12 protein-coding genes are annotated in these 17,905 nt (G+C 72.8%); 7 read left to right on the top strand and 5 right to left on the bottom strand.

Annotated features, from left to right (window positions below; translation table 11 throughout):
• Positions 1 to 23: 23 nt before the first annotated feature.
• Positions 24 to 842, bottom strand: a complete 819-nt coding sequence (locus LR269_RS05010; protein ID WP_231429670.1) for a shikimate 5-dehydrogenase — start codon at positions 840 to 842, stop codon at positions 24 to 26.
• 113 nt (positions 843 to 955) lie between these two features.
• Positions 956 to 1,468: a DUF3817 domain-containing protein gene (locus LR269_RS05015; protein WP_231429671.1), complete on the bottom strand. Its 513-nt coding sequence runs from the start codon at positions 1,466 to 1,468 to the stop codon at positions 956 to 958.
• 118 nt (positions 1,469 to 1,586) lie between these two features.
• Here LR269_RS05015 and LR269_RS05020 point away from each other — a divergent pair, with 118 nt between their 5' ends.
• Positions 1,587 to 2,120, top strand: coding sequence for an adenine phosphoribosyltransferase (locus tag LR269_RS05020; protein ID WP_231429672.1), 534 nt, complete (start codon positions 1,587 to 1,589; stop codon positions 2,118 to 2,120).
• 6 nt (positions 2,121 to 2,126) lie between these two features.
• Here LR269_RS05020 and LR269_RS05025 read toward each other — a convergent pair whose 3' ends face one another.
• Entirely contained in the window at positions 2,127 to 3,728 is a 1,602-nt protein-coding gene (locus LR269_RS05025; protein WP_231429673.1) for an AMP-binding protein, read from the bottom strand.
• A gap of 130 nt (positions 3,729 to 3,858) precedes the next feature.
• On the opposite strand from LR269_RS05025, the gene LR269_RS05030 reads away from it, so the two are divergent.
• The 3 genes from LR269_RS05030 to LR269_RS05040 all read left to right on the top strand — a co-directional run bounded on the left by LR269_RS05030 (position 3,859) and on the right by LR269_RS05040 (position 11,347).
• Positions 3,859 to 4,287 (top strand): Fur family transcriptional regulator, encoded by a 429-nt coding sequence (locus LR269_RS05030; RefSeq protein WP_231429674.1) that lies wholly within the window; start codon positions 3,859 to 3,861, stop codon positions 4,285 to 4,287.
• 132 nt (positions 4,288 to 4,419) lie between these two features.
• Positions 4,420 to 5,889 (top strand): catalase, encoded by a 1,470-nt coding sequence (locus LR269_RS05035; RefSeq protein WP_231429675.1) that lies wholly within the window; start codon positions 4,420 to 4,422, stop codon positions 5,887 to 5,889.
• Between the two features lie 268 nt (positions 5,890 to 6,157).
• Positions 6,158 to 11,347 carry a family 78 glycoside hydrolase catalytic domain gene (locus LR269_RS05040; protein WP_231429676.1) on the top strand — a complete coding sequence of 1,730 codons (5,190 nt, stop codon included), beginning with the start codon at positions 6,158 to 6,160 and terminating at the stop codon, positions 11,345 to 11,347.
• A gap of 67 nt (positions 11,348 to 11,414) precedes the next feature.
• Here LR269_RS05040 and LR269_RS05045 read toward each other — a convergent pair whose 3' ends face one another.
• Complete coding sequence (locus tag LR269_RS05045) at positions 11,415 to 13,052, bottom strand: glycerol-3-phosphate dehydrogenase/oxidase (protein ID WP_231429677.1); 1,638 nt, start codon at positions 13,050 to 13,052, stop codon at positions 11,415 to 11,417.
• On the bottom strand, positions 13,019 to 13,615 hold the full coding sequence (locus tag LR269_RS05050; RefSeq protein WP_231429678.1) for a TetR/AcrR family transcriptional regulator: 597 nt from the start codon (positions 13,613 to 13,615) through the stop codon (positions 13,019 to 13,021). Before LR269_RS05050 ends, LR269_RS05045 begins: the two co-directional genes overlap by 34 nt.
• Before the next feature lie 20 nt (positions 13,616 to 13,635).
• Between LR269_RS05050 and LR269_RS05055 the strand changes: the two genes are divergently transcribed.
• From LR269_RS05055 to LR269_RS05065, 3 genes are read left to right on the top strand one after another with little or no spacing between them, the layout of a single operon-like run.
• The gene (locus LR269_RS05055) at positions 13,636 to 15,318 is read left to right on the top strand and encodes an FAD-binding oxidoreductase (RefSeq protein ID WP_231429679.1); all 1,683 of its coding nucleotides are present in this window, start codon (positions 13,636 to 13,638) and stop codon (positions 15,316 to 15,318) included.
• A gap of 1 nt (position 15,319) precedes the next feature.
• Entirely contained in the window at positions 15,320 to 16,246 is a 927-nt protein-coding gene (locus LR269_RS05060) for a diacylglycerol kinase (protein ID WP_231429680.1), read from the top strand.
• The gene (locus LR269_RS05065) at positions 16,243 to 17,886 is read left to right on the top strand and encodes a GMC oxidoreductase (protein WP_231429681.1); all 1,644 of its coding nucleotides are present in this window, start codon (positions 16,243 to 16,245) and stop codon (positions 17,884 to 17,886) included. Before LR269_RS05060 ends, LR269_RS05065 begins: the two co-directional genes overlap by 4 nt.
• Positions 17,887 to 17,905: the final 19 nt, after the last annotated feature.

Raw genomic sequence — 17,905 nt, forward strand, 5'->3', positions numbered from 1 at the left:
GGTGCCGGCCCCGAGGTCGGCGACTACTCCGCGCGCGAGAACGCCGCGGCGCGGGCGATCTGCTCGCGGGTGATCGGCACGCCCGTGTAGCGCTCGAACTGGCGCGCCGCCTGCAGTGCGTGCACCTCGGCGCCCGAGATGACGGTCCTGCCAGCCGCGCGGGCGGCGACGATGAGCGGCGTCTCGGCCGGGAACGCCACGACGTCGAACACGACGGATGCCGCGGCGATATGGGCCTCCGAGAACGCGAGCGTCGAGGCATCCGCCCCCTGCATGCCCAGTGGCGTGACGTTCACGATGACGTCGAACGCGCCCGGCCCCGGGTCGGTCGCGACCCACTCGTAGCCGTACTGCGCGGCGAGCACCGGGCCGAGCTCCGCGTTGCGGGCGAGTACCGTGAGCTGCTCGAACCCGGCCTCGCGGAACGCCGCGACGACCGCCTTGGCCATGCCGCCCGATCCGCGCACGAGCACGCGCAGCGAAGGGTCGAGCCCGTGGTCGGCGATCAGCTGGGCGATCGCCTCGAAGTCGGTGTTCGACCCCGTGAGCACCCCGCCGTCGTTGACGATCGTGTTCACCGACTCGATCGCCGCCGCCGACGGCTCGACGACGTCGATGAGCGGGATGACGGCCTCCTTGAACGGCATCGAGATGCTCGCGCCGCGGAGTCCGAGCGCCCGGATGCCCCGCACCGCGCCCTCGATGTCGTCGGTCGTGAACGCCTTGTAGATGAAGTTCAGGCCGAGCTCGTCGTAGAGGAAGTTGTGGAAGCGCGTGCCGAGGTTCGACGGGCGGCCGGCGAGCGAGATGCAGACCTGCATGTCCTTGTTGAGGATGGGCATGCGTCCATCATCCTCCGGTCGACACGACGCGAGTCGCCGAAAAGTGCTCCTCGTCGCTCGACGAAGCGCACTTCCTGGCGACTCGCGAGCCGACCGACCAGAGCGGTACGGAGTCAGCCGACCTTGGGCGGACCGATCATGAGCAGCGCGGCGAAGAGCGCGGCGATGCCGACGACCGCGACGACCGTGAGCAGCAGCGGCCGGGCGAGGAACCAGCGCAGCAGCCCGTTCACCCAGTTGCCGTCGGCGGGGTGATCGGTCGCCTCGAACCGCCAGTCGCCCTCGAGGTAGCCCTTGCGCACGAGCCACAGGTCGAACGGCACGGTCGCGTAGGGCACGATCGCGGTCAGCACGGCGAAGGCGATGCGACCGACGTTCCACCGCTGGTTGACGCCGACGAGCACCGACTGGAACGCGTAGGCGAGGAACACGAAGCCGTGGATCGACCCGCCGACGAGCACCGCCCACTCGAGGCCCGCCGCGTACTTCAGGATCATCGCGACGATCAGGATCGTCCAGGTGACGACCTCGGCGAAGGCGAGCAGGCGGTACAGGCGCTTCGGCGTGAGCCGGCTCGTCGGTGCGGTGACGGCGGCGGTCGCGCTCGTGGCGGGGGAGGTGGTCATGCGGTCGTGGCTCCAGAGGTCGGGATGCTTCCATGTTCGCAAGCGCGCGGGCCCCGCGGCATCCGTCGAAGGTTTGACGTCGGGCGGGCGCGCAGCCCGGCCGGAGTAGGCTGCCACGGTGAACGAGCCCGAAACCCGTGCCCTCGTCGAGTCGCGTCTCGCCGTGATCCCCGACTTCCCCGAGCCGGGCGTGCTGTTCCGCGACCTCACCCCCGTCTTCGCCGACGGCGAGGCGTTCCATGCGCTCGCCGAGGCGCTGACGGCGCCGTTCGCCGGCACGTTCGACGTGCTCGCCGGGGTCGAGGCGCGCGGGTTCCTGCTCGCGGCGGCCGCGTCGGTGGCCGCGGGCGTCGGCGTGCTGCCGGTGCGCAAGGCCGGCAAGCTGCCGCGCGCGGTGCTCACCGAGGAGTACGCGCTCGAGTACGGCACCGCCGCGCTCGAGGTGCACGTCGGCGAGCTGCCGCCCGGCACCCGGGTGCTCGTCGTCGACGACGTGCTCGCGACGGGCGGCACGGTGGGCGCGGCGGCGCGCCTCGTCGAACGGGCGGGATGGCGCGTGGCCGGCGTCTCCGTCGCGATCGAGCTCGCCGACCTGGGCGGCCGCGCGGCGCTTCCGTCCGGCCTCGAGGTGTTCAGCCTGCTGCAGTACTGAGCGCCGTCACCCTGCTGCCGCGGCCGCCTCGCGGGCCCGCAGGTCCTTGCGGAGGATCTTGCCCGACGCCGACTTCGGGACCTGCTCGATGAACTCGACGACGCGCACCTTCTCGTGCGGGGCGACGTGCGCGGCGACGTGCTCCATCACTCCCGAGGCGTCGAGCGAGGCGCCCTGCTGCAGCACGACGAACGCCTTCGGCACCTCCTGCCCGTCGTCGTCGAGCACGCCGATGACGGCGGCGTCGGCGATGGCCGGGTGCTCGAGCAGCACGGCCTCGAGCACGGCCGGGGCGACCTGGTAGCCCTTGTACTTGATGAGCTCCTTGAGCCGGTCGACGATGCGGTAGACGCCGTCGACGGTGACGGTCGCGATGTCGCCGGTGTGCAGCCAGCCGTCGGCGTCGAGCATCTCGGCGGTCGCGTCGGGCTTTCCGAGGTAGCCCGCCATCACCTGCGGACCCCTGATCCAGATCTCGCCCGGCTCGCTCGCCTCGTCGGGGGACGCCGGCACCGCGACATCCTCGCCGGTCTCGACGTCGACGATGCGGGCCTCGGTGTTCGCGAGCAGCACGCCGATCGTCGAGCGGTCGAGGTCGGGGCGGTCGACGGGGATGACGTGCGTCACGGGGCTCGTCTCGGTCATGCCGTAGCCCTGGCACACGATGCAGTCGAGGCGCTGGGCGACGAGCTCGGCGAGGGCGCCGTCGAGCGGCGCGGCTCCGGAGAACACGACCTTCACGCTCGAGAGGTCGTACTGGTCGACGAGGGGATGCTTCGCGAGGGCCACAGCGATCGGCGGGGCGATGAAGACCCAGGTGGTGCGGTGCTCGCTCACCACGCGCAGGAACTCGGCGAGGTCGAACTTCGGCATCGTGACGAGGCTCGCCCGCTGCCGGAGCGCGAAGTTGAGCAGCACGGTCATGCCGTAGATGTGGAAGAACGGCAGCACCGCGAGCACCCGGTCGCCGTCGGTGAGTGCGATCGTGGCGCTGCACTGCGCGACGTTCGCGACGAGGTTGCGATGCGTCAGCATGACGCCCTTCGGGCGACCGGTCGTGCCCGACGAGTACGGCAGCACGGCGAGGTGCGTGGCGGGGTCGAAGCTCACGTCGGGCGCGGGGCGCCCCTCGCCCAGGAGCTCGGCGAGCGAGGGATGCCCCGGTGCGCCCTCGAGCACGATGACCTGCTCGTCGGGGATGACGAGCCGCTCTGCGGCGGCGAGCACCCCCGGCAGCAGCGGGCCGACGGTCACGATCCAGCGGGCGCCGGCGTCGCGCAGCTGGTTCTCGATCTCGGCGGGCGTGTAGAGGGAGTTGATCGTGGTCGCCGTGGCGCCCGCCCGCAGGATGCCGTGGAACACGGTCGCGAACGCGGGCACGTTCGGGCAGAGCACGCCGACGGTGTCGCCGACCCCGATGCCGCGCTCCGCGAGGGCGCCGGCGAACAGCTCGATCTGGCGCACGAGCTGCCGGTAGCTCGTGGTCTGCCCGCTCGTGCCGTCGATGAGGGCCACCGCGTCGAGCCGCGCCTCGTCGAGATCGCCGAACAGGAAGTCGAACACGGAGACATCGGGGATGTCGACGTCGGGGTGGGCGCTCCGGGTCATGCGATCTCCTTCGATCCTGCGCGCCGGTCGCCGTCGACCGCGCGTGGCATTCATCCTGCTTCACTGCGCGTCCCGAGGGAAGTGCCGCGAGTTGTCTTGATTCATTCAAGACAACTGCTAGCCTGATGGCATGGACACGGCGGCGGCACCCGAGCGACTCCGCGCCGCGGGCCTCAAGGTGACGGCGCCGCGCACCGCGGTGCTCGAGACGCTCTCGAGCCCCGGGCACCTCGACGCCGAGTCCGTCTACGAGCGGGTGCGGCAGACGCTGCCGACGACCTCGCTGCAGGCCGTCTACGGCGTGCTCGCCGCGCTCGCCGGCGCCGGGCTCGTGCGCCGCATCGAGCCAGCCGGCTCGCCCGCGCTCTACGAGGGGCGCACGGGCGACAACCACCACCACCTCGTGTGCACGAAGTGCCACACCGTCGCCGACGTCGACTGCGTCGTCGGCGAACCGCCCTGCCTCGAGCCGGGCGACGCGCGCGGCTTCGCGATCCACACCGCCGAGGTCACCTTCTGGGGCCTCTGCGCCGACTGCCGATCGGAGCCGGCGGCCTAGCCCGCGGCATCCGACCCCTGCTTCCGCCGGCCCTGCCCGGCGGAGGACGAGCGCGCCCCCGCGGGGCGCTCGTCGCCGTGCCCCGGCGCGGCTCGTCACCGAACGAAACCGAACGAAGTGAAGGACGAACGCATGACGAACCACACCACCACCCAGACCGGCACCCCGGTCGCGAGCGACGCGCACTCGCTCACCGTCGGCGCCGACGGCGCGACGGTGCTGCACGACCGCTACCTCGTCGAGAAGCTCGCGCAGTTCAACCGCGAGCGCATCCCCGAGCGCATCGTGCACGCGAAGGGCGGCGGCGCGTTCGGCCGGTTCGAGGTGACGGCGGATGTCTCGCGGTACACCCGTGCGGCGCTGTTCCAGCCCGGGGCGAGCGTCGAGACGCTGCTGCGCTTCTCGTCGGTCGCGGGGGAGCAGGGCTCGCCCGACACCTGGCGCGACGTGCGCGGCTTCTCGGTGAAGTTCTACACGCCCGAGGGCAACTACGACATCGTGGGCAACAACACGCCCGTGTTCTTCATCCGCGACGCGATCAAGTTCCCCGACTTCATCCACTCGCAGAAGCGGCTGCCCGGCTCGGGGCTGCGCAACTCCGACATGCAGTGGGACTTCTGGACCCTCTCGCCCGAGTCGGCCCACCAGGTCACATACCTCATGGGCGACCGCGGGCTGCCGAAGTCGTGGCGCGAGATGCACGGCTTCGGATCGCACACGTACCAGTGGATCAACGCCGAGGGCGAGCGGTTCTGGGTGAAGTACCACTTCCGTTCGCGGCAGGGCGACCTGCACCTCGATGCCGCACAGGCCGAGGCCATCGCCGGTGCCGACGCCGACTACTACCGCCGCGACCTGCACGAGGCGATCGAGGCCGGCAACCACCCGAAGTGGGACCTGCACGTGCAGGTCATGCCCTACGAGGACGCGAAGACGTACCGGTTCAACCCGTTCGACCTCACGAAGGTCTGGCCGCACGCCGACTACCCGCTCATCGAGGTCGGCACGCTCACGCTCGATCGCAACCCGCAGAACTTCTTCGCCGAGATCGAGCAGGCGGCGTTCTCGCCGGCCAACACGGTGCCGGGCATCGGCATCAGCCCCGACAAGATGCTGATGGCGCGCGTGTTCAGCTACCCCGACGCGCAGCGCTACCGGGTCGGCACGAACTACAACCAGCTGCCGGTGAACGCGCCGCATGCCGCGCCCGTCGCGAACTACTCGCAGGACGGCGCGCAGCGTCACCACTACAACGCGCCGAACGTGCCGGTGTACGCGCCGAACTCGTTCGGCGGGCCGACCGCCGACGCGTCGGCCGCGGGCGAGGGTTCGTGGGAGGGCGACGGCGAGCTCGTGCGCACCGCGTACACGCTGCGCGCCGACGACGGCGACTTCGGCCAGGCCGGCACGCTCTACCGCGACGTGTACTCGGCCGAGGCGAAGGAGCGCCTGCACGTGACCCTGCTCGGCCAGGCGCAGGCGATCACGGTCGACGAGATCCGCGAGCGCTTCTTCCAGTACTGGACGAGCGTCGACGCGGGCCTCGGCCAGGTGCTGCGCGCGGCCTACGCGGTCGCGGCCGAGGAAGGCGCGGCGGCGTAGCGAGGTCGACGGGCCGGATGCCTCCCGCGGAGGGGTCCGGCCCGTCGCCGCGCCCGCTCGCTTCCGGCCCCGGGGCGTCCGTGGCGTGCCGCGGCCCGGACCGGTGTCGCGCCCCCCTTCGCGGCGGCGCTCGACGACCGAGGGGTTGACCGCTCGACGACCGAGGGTTGACCGCTCATCGGCCGAGGGGTTGACCGCTCGTCGGCGCGGTGGATAGGCTCCGACTGTCAGCAATCGATTGAAACGTTTCATCAATGAGGAGAAACGCGTGCGATCCAAACTCCGCAATGCAGCGACGGGCGTACTCGTCGCCGGCACCGTGTTCGCGTCAGTCATCTCGGCCGCACCGACGGCCGCCTTCGCGGCGGCGTCGCAGGCGCCGTCCGTGACCGTCGGCGGGCTCGAGACCAACTCGGCGAAATCCCCACTGGGCATCCCGCTCGCGGCCCCGAAGCTGAGCTGGCAGCTCGCCTCGGCCGGCCGCGGCGTCACCCAGTCGGCGTACCAGGTGCGCGTCGCCACCAGCAAGGCCGCGCTCGACTCGCCCGACGTGTGGGACAGCGGCCGCGTCGAATCGGGCGCCTCGGTCGAGGTGCCCTACGGCGGCCCCGACCTCGAGGGCGCCACCCGCTACGCCTGGCAGGTCCGGGTGTGGGACGGCGCGGGACGCGCCACCGACTGGAGCGAGCCCGCCCGCTTCGAGACCGCGCTCGCCTCGCTCGACGAGTGGCAGGGCGCCGACTGGATCGGGGCCGACACCTCGATCCCCGCCGGGTGGACCGACTCGACGATGACGTTCACCGCCTCGAAGGTCTCGGGCGCGCTCGGCGTCTACTTCCGCGGCCGCGACGGCTCGAACGCGTACATGTGGCAGCTCAGCGAGAGCTCGAAGTCGCTCCGCCCGCACGTGAAGTCGAACGGCGGCTACACGGTGCTCTCGGCGACGCCGTTCCCCGCGGGCTTCGACTTCGCGGCGAAGCACGACTACGCGATCACCGTCGACGGCACGACGATCACGACGAAGGTCGACGGCGCGGTGCTCGACACCCGCACCGTCCCGACCCACACCGCCGCCGGGCTCGTCGGCTTCCGCACGAGCGGCGCCGAGACCGGCACCGTCTCGGCCGTGAAGGTCACCTCGAAGACGGGCGACGTGCTGCTCGAGACCGACTTCCCGGCGAACGACCGCACCTTCACGGGCGGCACGCTCAAGGGCGGCGACCTCGTCGTCTCGGGCGACACCGACGCCTGGTACGCGTACGGGGCCGACGTTCCGCTGCTGCGCACCGAGTTCGACGTCGACAAGGAGGTCGCCTCGGCCCGCGTCTACGCCGCCGCCCGCGGCCTCTACGAGCTCCAGCTCAACGGCGAGCCCGTGGGCGACCAGGAGCTCGCGCCCGGCTGGACCGACTACAACACGCGCATCCAGTACCAGAGCTACGACGTCACCGATCTCGTGGCCGAGGGCGACAACGCCTTCGGGGCCGAGGTCGCGAACGGCTGGTACGCCGGCCGGGTCGCGATGTTCGGCGACTCGATCTACGGCAGCGACACGTCGCTCATCGCCCAGCTCCGCGTCCGCTACACCGACGGCTCGGAGGAGGTGATCGCGACCGGCGACGACTGGCGCACCACGAACGGCCCGACGACCTCGGCCGACCTCCTCGACGGCGAGGCCTACGACGCGCGTCGCGCGGCCGAGGTCGGCGACTGGGCCGAGGCGGGCTACGACGACGGCGACTGGTCCGACGCGGTCGTGCGCCCGTCGGCCACGGCGAAGCTCGAGCCCCAGACGGCGCCGCCGGTGCGGGTCGTCGACGAGCTCGACGCGAAGGCCCTGCCGAGCCCCGCCGACGGCGTGCACGTCTACGACCTCGAGCAGAACATGGTCGGCCACGTGCGGGTGAAGCTCACGGGCGAGGCCGGACAGACGGTGCGCATCCGCGTCGCCGAGGTGCTGAACCCCGACGGCTCGCTCTACACCGCGAACTTCCGCAGCGCGAAGGCGACCGACTACTACACCTTCGCCGAGGACGGCACGGCGACGTGGGAGCCGAAGTTCACCTTCCACGGCTTCCGCTACGTCGAGATCACCGGCGTCGACGAGGCGCCGCCCGCCGACGGCATCACGGGCGTGGTCGTCGGCAGCGACAACGCTCCGACCGCCTCGCTCGAGACGTCGTCGCCGCTCGTGAACCAGCTGCAGAGCAACATCCTGTGGGGCCAGCGCGGCAACTTCCTCTCGATCCCGACCGACACGCCCGCACGCGACGAGCGCATGGGCTGGACCGGTGACATCAACGTGTTCGCGAACACCGCGAACTACAACATGGACTCGCAGCTGTTCCTGACGAAGTGGCTGCAGGACCTGCGCGACACCCAGAACGCCGAGGGCTCCTTCCCCGGCGTCGCCCCGATCATCCCCGGCCGCTTCGACGGCGGGTACGGACGGGCCGGCTGGGCCGACGCGGGCGTGCACGTGCCGTACTCGATCTGGAAGGCCTACGGCGACACCCAGGTGCTCGCCGACAGCTACGACTCGATGAAGCGCTACGTCGACTACCTCGACGCGAGCGCGGTCGGTCACATCCGCAACGTGGGCGGGTACAACGACTGGCTGAACCTCGACGACGACACCCCGGCCACGGTGATCGACACCGCCTTCCTCGCCAAGGGCACTCGCGAGTTCGCCGAGATGGCGCAGGCGCTCGGGCACGACGACGTCGCGCAGGCGTACTTCGACCGCTACGAGGCGATCAAGGCGGCCTACGGCACGGCGTTCGTGTCGGCCGACGGCACGGTGCGCGGCGACTCGCAGACCGCGTACATCCTGACGATCATGAACGACCTGATCCCCGACGGGCTCGACGAGGCCGTCGCGACCCAGTTCGAGGAGACGCTCGCGCGTCGCGGCAACCACCTCTCGACGGGCTTCCTCGGCGTCGACGGGCTGCTGCCGGCGCTCACGAAGATCGGCCGCACCGACATCGCCTACACCCTGCTGCAGAACACCGACTACCCGTCGTGGGGCTACGAGATCGGCAAGGGCGCGACCACCATCTGGGAGCGCTGGAACTCGATCATGCCCGACGGCTCGTTCGGCCCGGTGGAGATGAACTCGTTCAACCACTACGCCTACGGCGCGGTCGGCGAGTGGATGTACCGCACCATGGCCGGTGTCTCGGCACTCGAGCCCGGGTATCGCAAGGTGCTCGTCGCGCCGCAGCCGGGCGAGGGCATCGACCGGGTCGACTACTCGCTCGAGACGCCGTACGGCACGGTCGTCTCCGACTGGCGAACGGATGCCTCGGGCACGATGCGCCTCGACGTCACGGTGCCGGCGAACACGACGGCCGAGATCCGCATCCCGACGACGAGCCGCTGGGCGGTCACGGAGGGCGGCGTCCCCGCGGCGTCGGCGCGGGGCGTCGAGTTCTCGCGGTACGCCGACGGGGTCGCCGTGTTCACCGTCGGATCGGGCGAGTACGAGTTCGCGCAGGACGCGACGCTCGGCCGCCTCGGCGACACGCGCGACGCGGCGACGGCGTTCGGCGACCAGGTCTCTGCCCTCGACGAGGCCGGCTCGCTCTCGGCCGAGCAGGCCGAGGCGCTCGGCGAGTTCGCGGCGACCTTCGCCGAGCGCGCCGGCAAGGCGTGGGACTCGTACGTCGGCGACGAGCGGGGCCGCGACCGCGACCTCCGCACCGCGGCCGCGGCGCACAAGACGCTGAGCACGATCCAGACGATCTCGGCGTACCTCGACCGCGAGGTCGACCACGGGGCGCTGCCGGCGGAGACCGCCGACGCGCTTCGGGCCGTCCTCGATCCCGCCGCGGCGAAGCTGACGCAGGCGTGCGCCGCGCTCGCCGGCGCCGAGGTCTCGCTGACGGTGCCCGCCGACGGCGTGTTCCCCGGCGACGAGGCGACGGCGAGCATCGCCGTCGAGGTCGCGGGCGGCAAGAAGCTCGGCCGGGTCGCGGCAGAACTCGTCTCCGACGACGGCTTCACCGTCACCGCCGACGGCGGACGGACCCTCCCGCAGCTCTCGCCCGGTGCCGACGCCACGTTCGACTTCGTCGTGGCGGTGCCCGCCGACACCGCTCCCGGCCGCTACGGCCTCACGGGATCGCTGAACTACCGGTACGAGGGCACCGACGTCGAGATCCCCGTCGACGCCGAGCTCGTGGTCGCTGCGCCGGTCCTCGTGCAGGACGTCACGATCGAGCCCGCAACGGCGCACCCCGGTGACGTCGTCGCGGTGACGGTCGACCTCGCCAACCTGAGCGACGACGACCGCACGGGCACGGTCCGGATCGAAGGCCCCGACGGGTGGAGCGACGCGACCGCGGCGTTCGACCTGCCCGCCGAGGCATCCGCCGCGTCGAACGTCGAGGTGACCGTGCCGTACACGGTCACCGCGGGCGACGTCGCGCTCACCGCGTCGGTCGGGCAGACCGCGGAGGAGCGTCGCGCGGCGACGCTCGCCGTCGGGCTCTCGAACGCCCCCGCGGTCGTCGTCGATCACGTCGACCTCGGCCTCGCCCAGTCGGAGCGCTCGCACGGCCTCACCGCCTCGGAGCACTCGGGCACCTCGAGCGAGGCGGGCCTCACCCGTCGCTACACGCACACCTCGTACCCGGGCGGATGGTTCGAGTTCGACGTCGCCGTGCCGGCCGGCGAGCCGTTCGTCGTGCGGGCGGTCGAGACGTTCGACGGCGCGCGCCAGAAGACGTACGACGTGTCCGCCGACGGGGCGACCGTCTTCGAGCAGCGCTACGCCCGCACCGCGGGCGGGGCCGGCACGATGACCTTCCAGTTCCTGGTCGAGCCCTCCGACGCGACCGCCGACGGCACGGTGCGGCTCCGCTTCCAGGACGTCGACGGCGGCTACGACCCGTCGATCGCCGACGTCTGGGTGATGCCCGCGACGCCCGGCCTCGACGCCGCCGAGAACGTGCTCGCGGGCGCCGCCGCGACGGCGCGCACGAGCCTGCAGTCGGCACCCGCGTGGAGCACGGCGAACCTCGTCGACGGCAAGCGCGAGAGCCTCGCGGGCGGCGCGAAGGGCTACACCTCGAACGGCCCCGACCGGTCGCCGACGGGCGTCGACCAGTGGGTCGCGTTCGACCTCGGCGAGGCGACGGCCCTGAACACCGTGGTCGTCTACCCGCGCACCGCCACGGCCGACGACCCCGCGGCCGACGGCACCGACGGGGCGCACTTCCCGAAGGCGTTCGCGCTGCAGGTGAGCGACGACGGCCAGGCCTGGACCACGGTGAAGGAGGTCACCGGCCAGGCCGACCCCGGCCCGCGGCCCCAGACCTACCGGTTCGACACCGTGCAGGCGCGCCACGTGCGGATCGCCGTGACCGAGCTCGGCCGGCCGACGACCGACGAGGGACGCCTCGGGTACTACCGGCTGCAGCTCGCGGAGGTGCAGGCGTTCGACCTCGGCTGACGCGAGGGGCGCCGAACAGGGCGACGGGCCGGATGCCTCGTGGTGAGGCATCCGGCCCGTCGGCGTCTCAGGCGAGCCGTGCAGCGGCCTCGGCGACGAGCTCCGCGACCGCGTCGTGCGCGCGGTCGCGGTCGGCGGCGACGAGGCCGATGCGGGTGCGGCGGTCGAGCACGTCGTCGACGTCGAGAGCGCCCTCGGCGCGCACGGCGAACTCGATCTCCGCGCGGGTGACGTCGAGGCCCGGTGCGATGCGGTCGGCGGGTCGGTCGCAACGGGCCATGGCGAGCACGGTGAAGGCCTCGGCGCCGAAGCGGGCCGTGAGCGATGCCGGGAGTTCGTGACCGCTCGCCGATGAGCCCCCGCCGTCGGCCGGGCTCGCGAACGGCGCCGCCGATCCGCGCGCACCGACGAGCGCGAGCCCCGCGGTGCGGCAACCGGGGTCGACGAGGCCGGCGTGCCGGCAGGCGAGGTCGACCGCGTCGCGCGCCATCGCCCGGTAGGTCGTGAGCTTGCCGCCGAGCACGTTCACGAGTCCCGTGCCCGACACGGCCACGTGGTGACGGCGCGAGATGTCGGCGGTGCCGCCGTCGGCTCCGGTGTCGATGAGCGGGCGCAGCCCCGCGAAGGCGCCGAGCACGTCGTCCCGGCCGAGCGGGCGCTCGAGCGCGGACGAGAGCGTGCGCAGCAGGAAGTCGATCTCGTCGTCATGCGGCTGCGGCACGTCGGGGATCGGTCCCGGCGCCTCCTCATCGGTGAGGCCGACGACGACCCGACCCAGCTGCTGCGGCAGCGCGAACACGAATCGGCTGACCGACCCGGGGTGCGGCACGGTGAGCGCCGCCGTGGGGTCGCCGAGCGCGGCCGCATCGAGCACGAGGTGCGTGCCGCGGCTCGGCCGCATGCGGATGCCGGGGTCGAGCTCTCCCGCCCAGACGCCCGCGGCGTTGACGACGGCCCGGGCACGCACCCGCACCGACTCGCCCGTCACCGCGTCGACGAGCCTCGCCCCGTCGGCCGCGGCATCCGAGACCCGCACCCGCGTCAGCACCGTCGCGCCGTACGCGGCCGAGGTGCGCGCGAGTGCGACGACGAGCCGGGCGTCGTCGACGAGCTGTCCGTCGTGCGAGAGCATGCCGCCCCGCAGACCCTCGCGTCGCAACGCCGGCGCGAGTCGCAGCGCCTCGTCGCGATCGATGCGACGCGGGTGCGCCAGCACGCTCGCGGGCGTGTGCGCGAGCATGCGCAGGCCGTCGCCGAGGCCGAGCCCGACGCGTCCCGTCATCCGCTGCCTCGACGAGACCGACGGGGTGAACGGCAGCAGCTGGGGGAGGCTCCGCACGAGGTGCGGGGCGACGCGCGTCATCAGCAGGTGGCGTTCGACGGCGCTCTCACGAGCGACGGCGACGTCGCCCGTCGCGAGGTAGCGCAGTCCGCCGTGGACGAGCTTCGAGCTCCACCGGCTCGTGCCGAACGCGAGGTCGTGCGCCTCTGCGAGCACGACGGAGAGGCCGCGGCTGGCGGCGTCGAGTGCGACGCCCGCACCGGTGACCCCGCCGCCGATGACGAGCACGTCGACCGGTGCGGCGCGGTCGGCGAGCGCCGAGAGGTCGCGGGCGCGTCGTGCGGCATCGAGTGCTGAGGAGTGCGTCGGCGCCGCGTCGGGGGAGGAGGTCAGGGACGCAGATGTCCGTCGAGTGCGTGCCAAAGTTCGTTGCTCCAATGCGGCTCGTCGATGAGGGCGGAGACGGTGTCGTGCGAGAGGATCGCCGACTGGGCGATGAGCAGCAGCATGACCGCGATGTCGCCGGGGGCCCCCGGGCGCACGGTGCCGGCCTGCTGGGCGAGGGCGATCGACTCGGCGATCCACCGCAGGATCACGCGCTGGCTCTGGCCGAGGCGCTGCAGCGTGTACCGGGTGAACACCTCGGGCTCGCGCTCGAGGAGGCGGCCGTACAGCGGGTCGGCGCGGAACAGCTCGGCGAAGCGGAGCACGTCGCGCACGATCTCGTCACGGGACGTCGCGGGCTCGGGGAACCGCTCGATGAGCGTCACGGTCGCGCGGAGCAGGGTCGCGCGGACGATCTCGTCGGCGCTCGCCCAGCGCCGGTAGACCGTCGGCCGGCTGACGCCGGCGTTGCGCGCGACCTCGGCGACGGTGACCCCGCCGACGCCGCGTGCGGAGATCAGTTCGGCGGCGGCGTCGAGCATGCGCGACTCGGCCTCGTCCCACACGGGACGGTCGAGCTCGAGTGCTTGACGATCTTCCATGATGTGTCACACTGTAACGCATGGTCGATGACGACGACAGCACCCTCGCCGCAGCCCCCGACGCGGCATCCGCCCCGATGCGGTGGAACGGGTGGGGCGATCCTGCCAAGGCGAAGGAGCTGCCGCTCGCGGTGCGGGCCCTCCTGCCGATGGTGCTCGGGCGGGTGCGGAAGCCCGAACCGGCGACGGCGCTGGCAGACGTCGAGATCGCCCCGACGCGGCTCGGCGACGACGACCGGGCCGTGCTCGCGGCCGTGGTCGGCGACCGGCACGTCTCGATCGACGACGAGGCGCGCATCCGGCACTCGGGCGGACGCTCGACGCCAGACCTGCTGCGCCGCCGCGCACGACACCAGGACACGCCCGACGCGGTCGTCGCCCCCGCCGATCACGCGCAGGTCGCCGCCGTGCTGAACGTCGCGGGCGAGCGCGGCATCGCCGTCGTGCCCTTCGGCGGCGGCACGAGCGTCGTCGGGGGCCTCGACCCAGAACGCGGCGCGCACCGTGCGGTCGTCGCCCTCGACCTGCGGCGCCTGACCGGGCTCGTCTCCCTCGACGAGACGAGCGGCGAAGCGGTGCTCCTCGCCGGCACGACCGGTCCCGAGGCCGAGGCGTTGCTGGGCGCGAGGGGCTTCGAGCTGGGCCACTTCCCGCAGAGCTTCAGGTACGCGACGCTCGGCGGCTTCGCCGCCGCCCGATCGTCGGGCCAGAACTCCGCCGGCAACGGCCGCTTCGACACGATGGTGACGGGGCTCCGCGTCGCGACCCCGACCGGCGAGCTCGAGCTCGGCCGCGCGCCCGGATCGGCCGCCGGACCCGACCTGCTGCGACTCTTCCTGGGCTCCGAGGGCGCGTTCGGCGTCATCACCGAGGTGCGGCTGCGCGTGCACCCGGTGCCCGCGGTGCGACTCGCCGAGGCGTGGACCTTCCCCGACTTCGCGACCGGCGTCGACGCCCTGCGCCGGGTCGCGCAGCTCGGCACCGGCCCCACCGTCATCCGGCTCTCCGACGAGGCCGAGACGGGGATCGCGCTCGCCCAGGTGGGACGCATCGGCAAGGCGCTCGCGAAGGGCGCGAGCGCGGTCACCGTCTTCGAGGGCGATGCCGAGCTCGCCGCCGAACGACGGGCGCGCACGGCGACGGTGCTGCGCGAGGCCGGCGGTACGTCGACCGGCCCGGATGCGGCGGAGGAATGGGTGCACGGGCGCTTCAACGCCCCGTACCTGCGCGACGCGCTGCTCGACCACGGCGTCTTCTGCGAGACCCTCGAGACGGCGACGACCTGGTCGAACCTCGCGCGGCTGAAGCGCGAGGTCACCGCCGCCATCACCGACGGCTTCACCGCCGCCGGCGCGAAGTCGCTCGTGCTCTGCCACGTCTCGCACGTCTACCCGACGGGCGCCGCGCTCTACTTCACGATCATCGCGGGCCTGAAGGGCGACCAGCTCGCGGCCTGGCAGCCCGTGAAGGCCGCGGTCAACGATGCGATCATGGCCGGCGGCGGCACGATCAGCCATCATCACGGCGTGGGTCGCGATCACGCGCCGTGGCTCGAACGCGAGGTCGGCGCAGTCGGAATGCGCATCCTGCGGGCGGTGAAGGCGGAGCTCGACCCCGCCGGCATCATGAACCCCGGGGCGCTCGTCGAGCGTGCGTCGACGGATGCCGCATCCGCCGCCCGCCCGTCGACCGGGATCGCCTGACGTGGCCGACCACATCTCGGTGCTCGTGAACCCGACCTCCGGCCGGGGCCGAGGGGCCGATGCCGCCGCTCGGGCCGTCGAGCGCCTCGAACAGCTCGCCACGGAGGTCCGAGTGCACCGAGGCCGCTCGGTCGACGACACCCGCCGGCTCGCGCACGAGGCGGTGGCGAGCCGCCCCCGGGCGCTCGTCATCGTCGGCGGCGACGGCACGCTCTCGTCGGTGCTCGACGCGGTCGTGGGCTCGGGCGTGCCGATCGCGCTCGTGCCGGCCGGCACCGGCAACGATCTCGCCCGCGCGCTCGGGCTGCCCTTCGAGGCATCCGACGCGGCGGCCGACGCCGCCGAACTCGCCGTGCACGGCCGTCCGCGCACGATCGACGTCGGCGAGATCGAGTCGACGGCGGGCATCCGCCGGTTCCTCACGGTCGCGGCGATCGGCTTCGACGCGCACGTCGCCGAACGCACCAATCGGTTGCGCTGGCCGCGCGGTCGCGCGAGGTACTACCTCGCCCTGCTCATCGAGCTCGCCCGCCTGCGGCCGACCGCCTTCGAGCTCGGCCTCGACGGCGCCGCGCCACGACCGGCGCCCGGCACGCTCATCGCCGTCGGCAGCACGCGCAGCTACGGCGGGGGCATGCCCGTGTGCCCCGACGCCGACCCGGCCGACGGCCTGCTCGACGTCACCCACGTCGGACCGCTCGGCCGGGCGAAGCTCGTGCGCCTGTTCCCGCTGCTGCTGCGCGGCGTGCACGTCGACCGGCCCGAGGTGACGACCTCGCGCGTCGCGACCGTCGACGTCGACGCCCCCGGGCTCGTCGTCTACGCCGACGGCGAGCGGGTCGGAACCGGCCGCGCGCGCATCCGGGTGGTGCCCGGCGCGCTCACGGTGCTCGTACCGTCGGACGATGCGCCCGAGGCCTCCGCATGACCGCCTTCGACCACGACGTCGTCGTCATCGGATCGGGCTTCGGCGGCTCGGTCGCGGCGCTGCGCCTCTCGGCGAAGGGCTATCGCGTGCACGTCTACGAAGCAGGACGCCGCTTCGCCGACACCGACTTCGCGAAGACCTCGTGGAACGTTCGCCGCTACCTCTGGGCGCCCGCGATCGGATGCTTCGGGGTGCAGCGCATCCACCGGCTGCCCCACGTCATGATCCTCGCCGGTGCGGGCGTCGGCGGCGGATCGCTCAACTACGCGAACACGCTCTACGAGCCCGGCCCGGCGTTCTTCGCCGATCCGCAGTGGGCGGCCCTCGGCGACTGGCACGACGAGCTCGCCCCCCACTACGCCACCGCGAAGCGCATGCTCGGCGTCGTCGAGCAGTACCCGCACTCGGGCCCCGTCGAGCGGATCATGGAGGGGGCGGCGAACGACCTCGGCGTCGGCGACACCTTCCGCCGGGCACCCGTCGGGGTGTTCTTCGGCGCGCCCGGCGAGACGGTGCCCGATCCGTTCTTCGGCGGCGACGGCCCCGACCGCACGGGCTGCACGCTGTGCGGCAACTGCATGGTCGGCTGCCGGGTCGGCGCGAAGAACACCCTCGCGAAGAACTACCTCGCGCTCGCCGAGCGGCTCGGGGCGACGATCGAGCCGCTCCGCACGGTCGTCGAGGTGCGGCCGCGCGCGGGCGGCGGCTACGAGGTGACGACCGTGCGCAGCGGAGCGTGGCTCGCCCGCGACCGTCGCACGGTCAGCGCCGAGCAGGTCGTGTTCGCGGCCGGCACCTGGGGCACGCAGCAGCTGCTGCACCGGATGAAGGACTCGGGCGCCCTGCCCGCACTCCCCGATGCGCTGGGCCGGCTCACGCGCACGAACTCCGAGGCGCTCGACGGCGCCGTCGCGATCGCGGTGCCGGAGGAACTCGAGCTCGCCCGCGGCGTCGCCATCACGACGTCGTTCCACGTCGACGAGCGCACCCATGTCGAGAACGTGCGCTACGGACCCGGCTCGAATCTCATGGGCATGCTCGCGACCGGGCTCGTTCCGGGTGACCGATCGCTCCTCGCCCGACTCGGCTCGCTCGTCGGCGGGATGCTCCGGCATCCCGTCACCGCGCTGCGGCTCGGCTCGCTGCGCCGGTGGAGCGAACGCGGCATCATCGCCCTCGTCATGCAGACCGCCGACAACTCGCTCACCCTGTCGCTGCGGCGACGCTTCGGGCGACGGGTGCTCACGAGCGCCCAGGGCGAGGGCGACCCCAACCCGAGCCACCTGCCCGGCGCGCATCTCGCCGCACAGGCCATCGCGGCGCGGGTCGCGTCGGCGAGCGGTGTGCACGCCGAGGCGCGCGGCTCCTGGCCCGAGGTGTTCGGCATCCCGCTGACGGCGCACTTCCTGGGCGGAGCCGTCGTGTCGGGCTCGCCAGACCAGGGGGTCGTCGACCGGTACCACCGGGTCTGGGGCTACCCGGGGCTGCACGTCGTCGACGGCGCCGCGGTGCCCGCGAACCCGGGCGTGAACCCCTCCCTCACGATCACCGCCATGGCCGAGCGGGCCGTCTCGCTCTGGCCGCGGCGCAGCGGCGCCGACGAGCGGCCGACGCAGGAGGAGCTGCTCGCGCGGCACTGAACCGTTCGGGCGGCGCCGT

The sequence above is a fragment of the Agromyces sp. S2-1-8 genome (assembly GCF_021129215.1).
Lineage (GTDB): Bacteria > Actinomycetota > Actinomycetes > Actinomycetales > Microbacteriaceae > Agromyces > Agromyces chromiiresistens.

What these genes read in the sequence shown, in the direction of transcription:
- LR269_RS05025 (WP_231429673.1), bottom strand. Translation starts at nt 3,728, where the DNA reads ATGACCCGGAGCGCCCACCCCGACGTCGACATCCCCGATGTCTCCGTG.
- LR269_RS05015 (WP_231429671.1), bottom strand. Translation starts at nt 1,468, where the DNA reads ATGACCACCTCCCCCGCCACGAGCGCGACCGCCGCCGTCACCGCACCG.
- LR269_RS05065 (WP_231429681.1), top strand. Translation starts at nt 16,243, where the DNA reads ATGACCGCCTTCGACCACGACGTCGTCGTCATCGGATCGGGCTTCGGC.
- LR269_RS05030 (WP_231429674.1), top strand. Translation starts at nt 3,859, where the DNA reads ATGGACACGGCGGCGGCACCCGAGCGACTCCGCGCCGCGGGCCTCAAG.
- LR269_RS05050 (WP_231429678.1), bottom strand. Translation starts at nt 13,615, where the DNA reads ATGGAAGATCGTCAAGCACTCGAGCTCGACCGTCCCGTGTGGGACGAG.
- LR269_RS05055 (WP_231429679.1), top strand. Translation starts at nt 13,636, where the DNA reads ATGGTCGATGACGACGACAGCACCCTCGCCGCAGCCCCCGACGCGGCA.
- LR269_RS05035 (WP_231429675.1), top strand. Translation starts at nt 4,420, where the DNA reads ATGACGAACCACACCACCACCCAGACCGGCACCCCGGTCGCGAGCGAC.
- LR269_RS05010 (WP_231429670.1), bottom strand. Translation starts at nt 842, where the DNA reads ATGCCCATCCTCAACAAGGACATGCAGGTCTGCATCTCGCTCGCCGGC.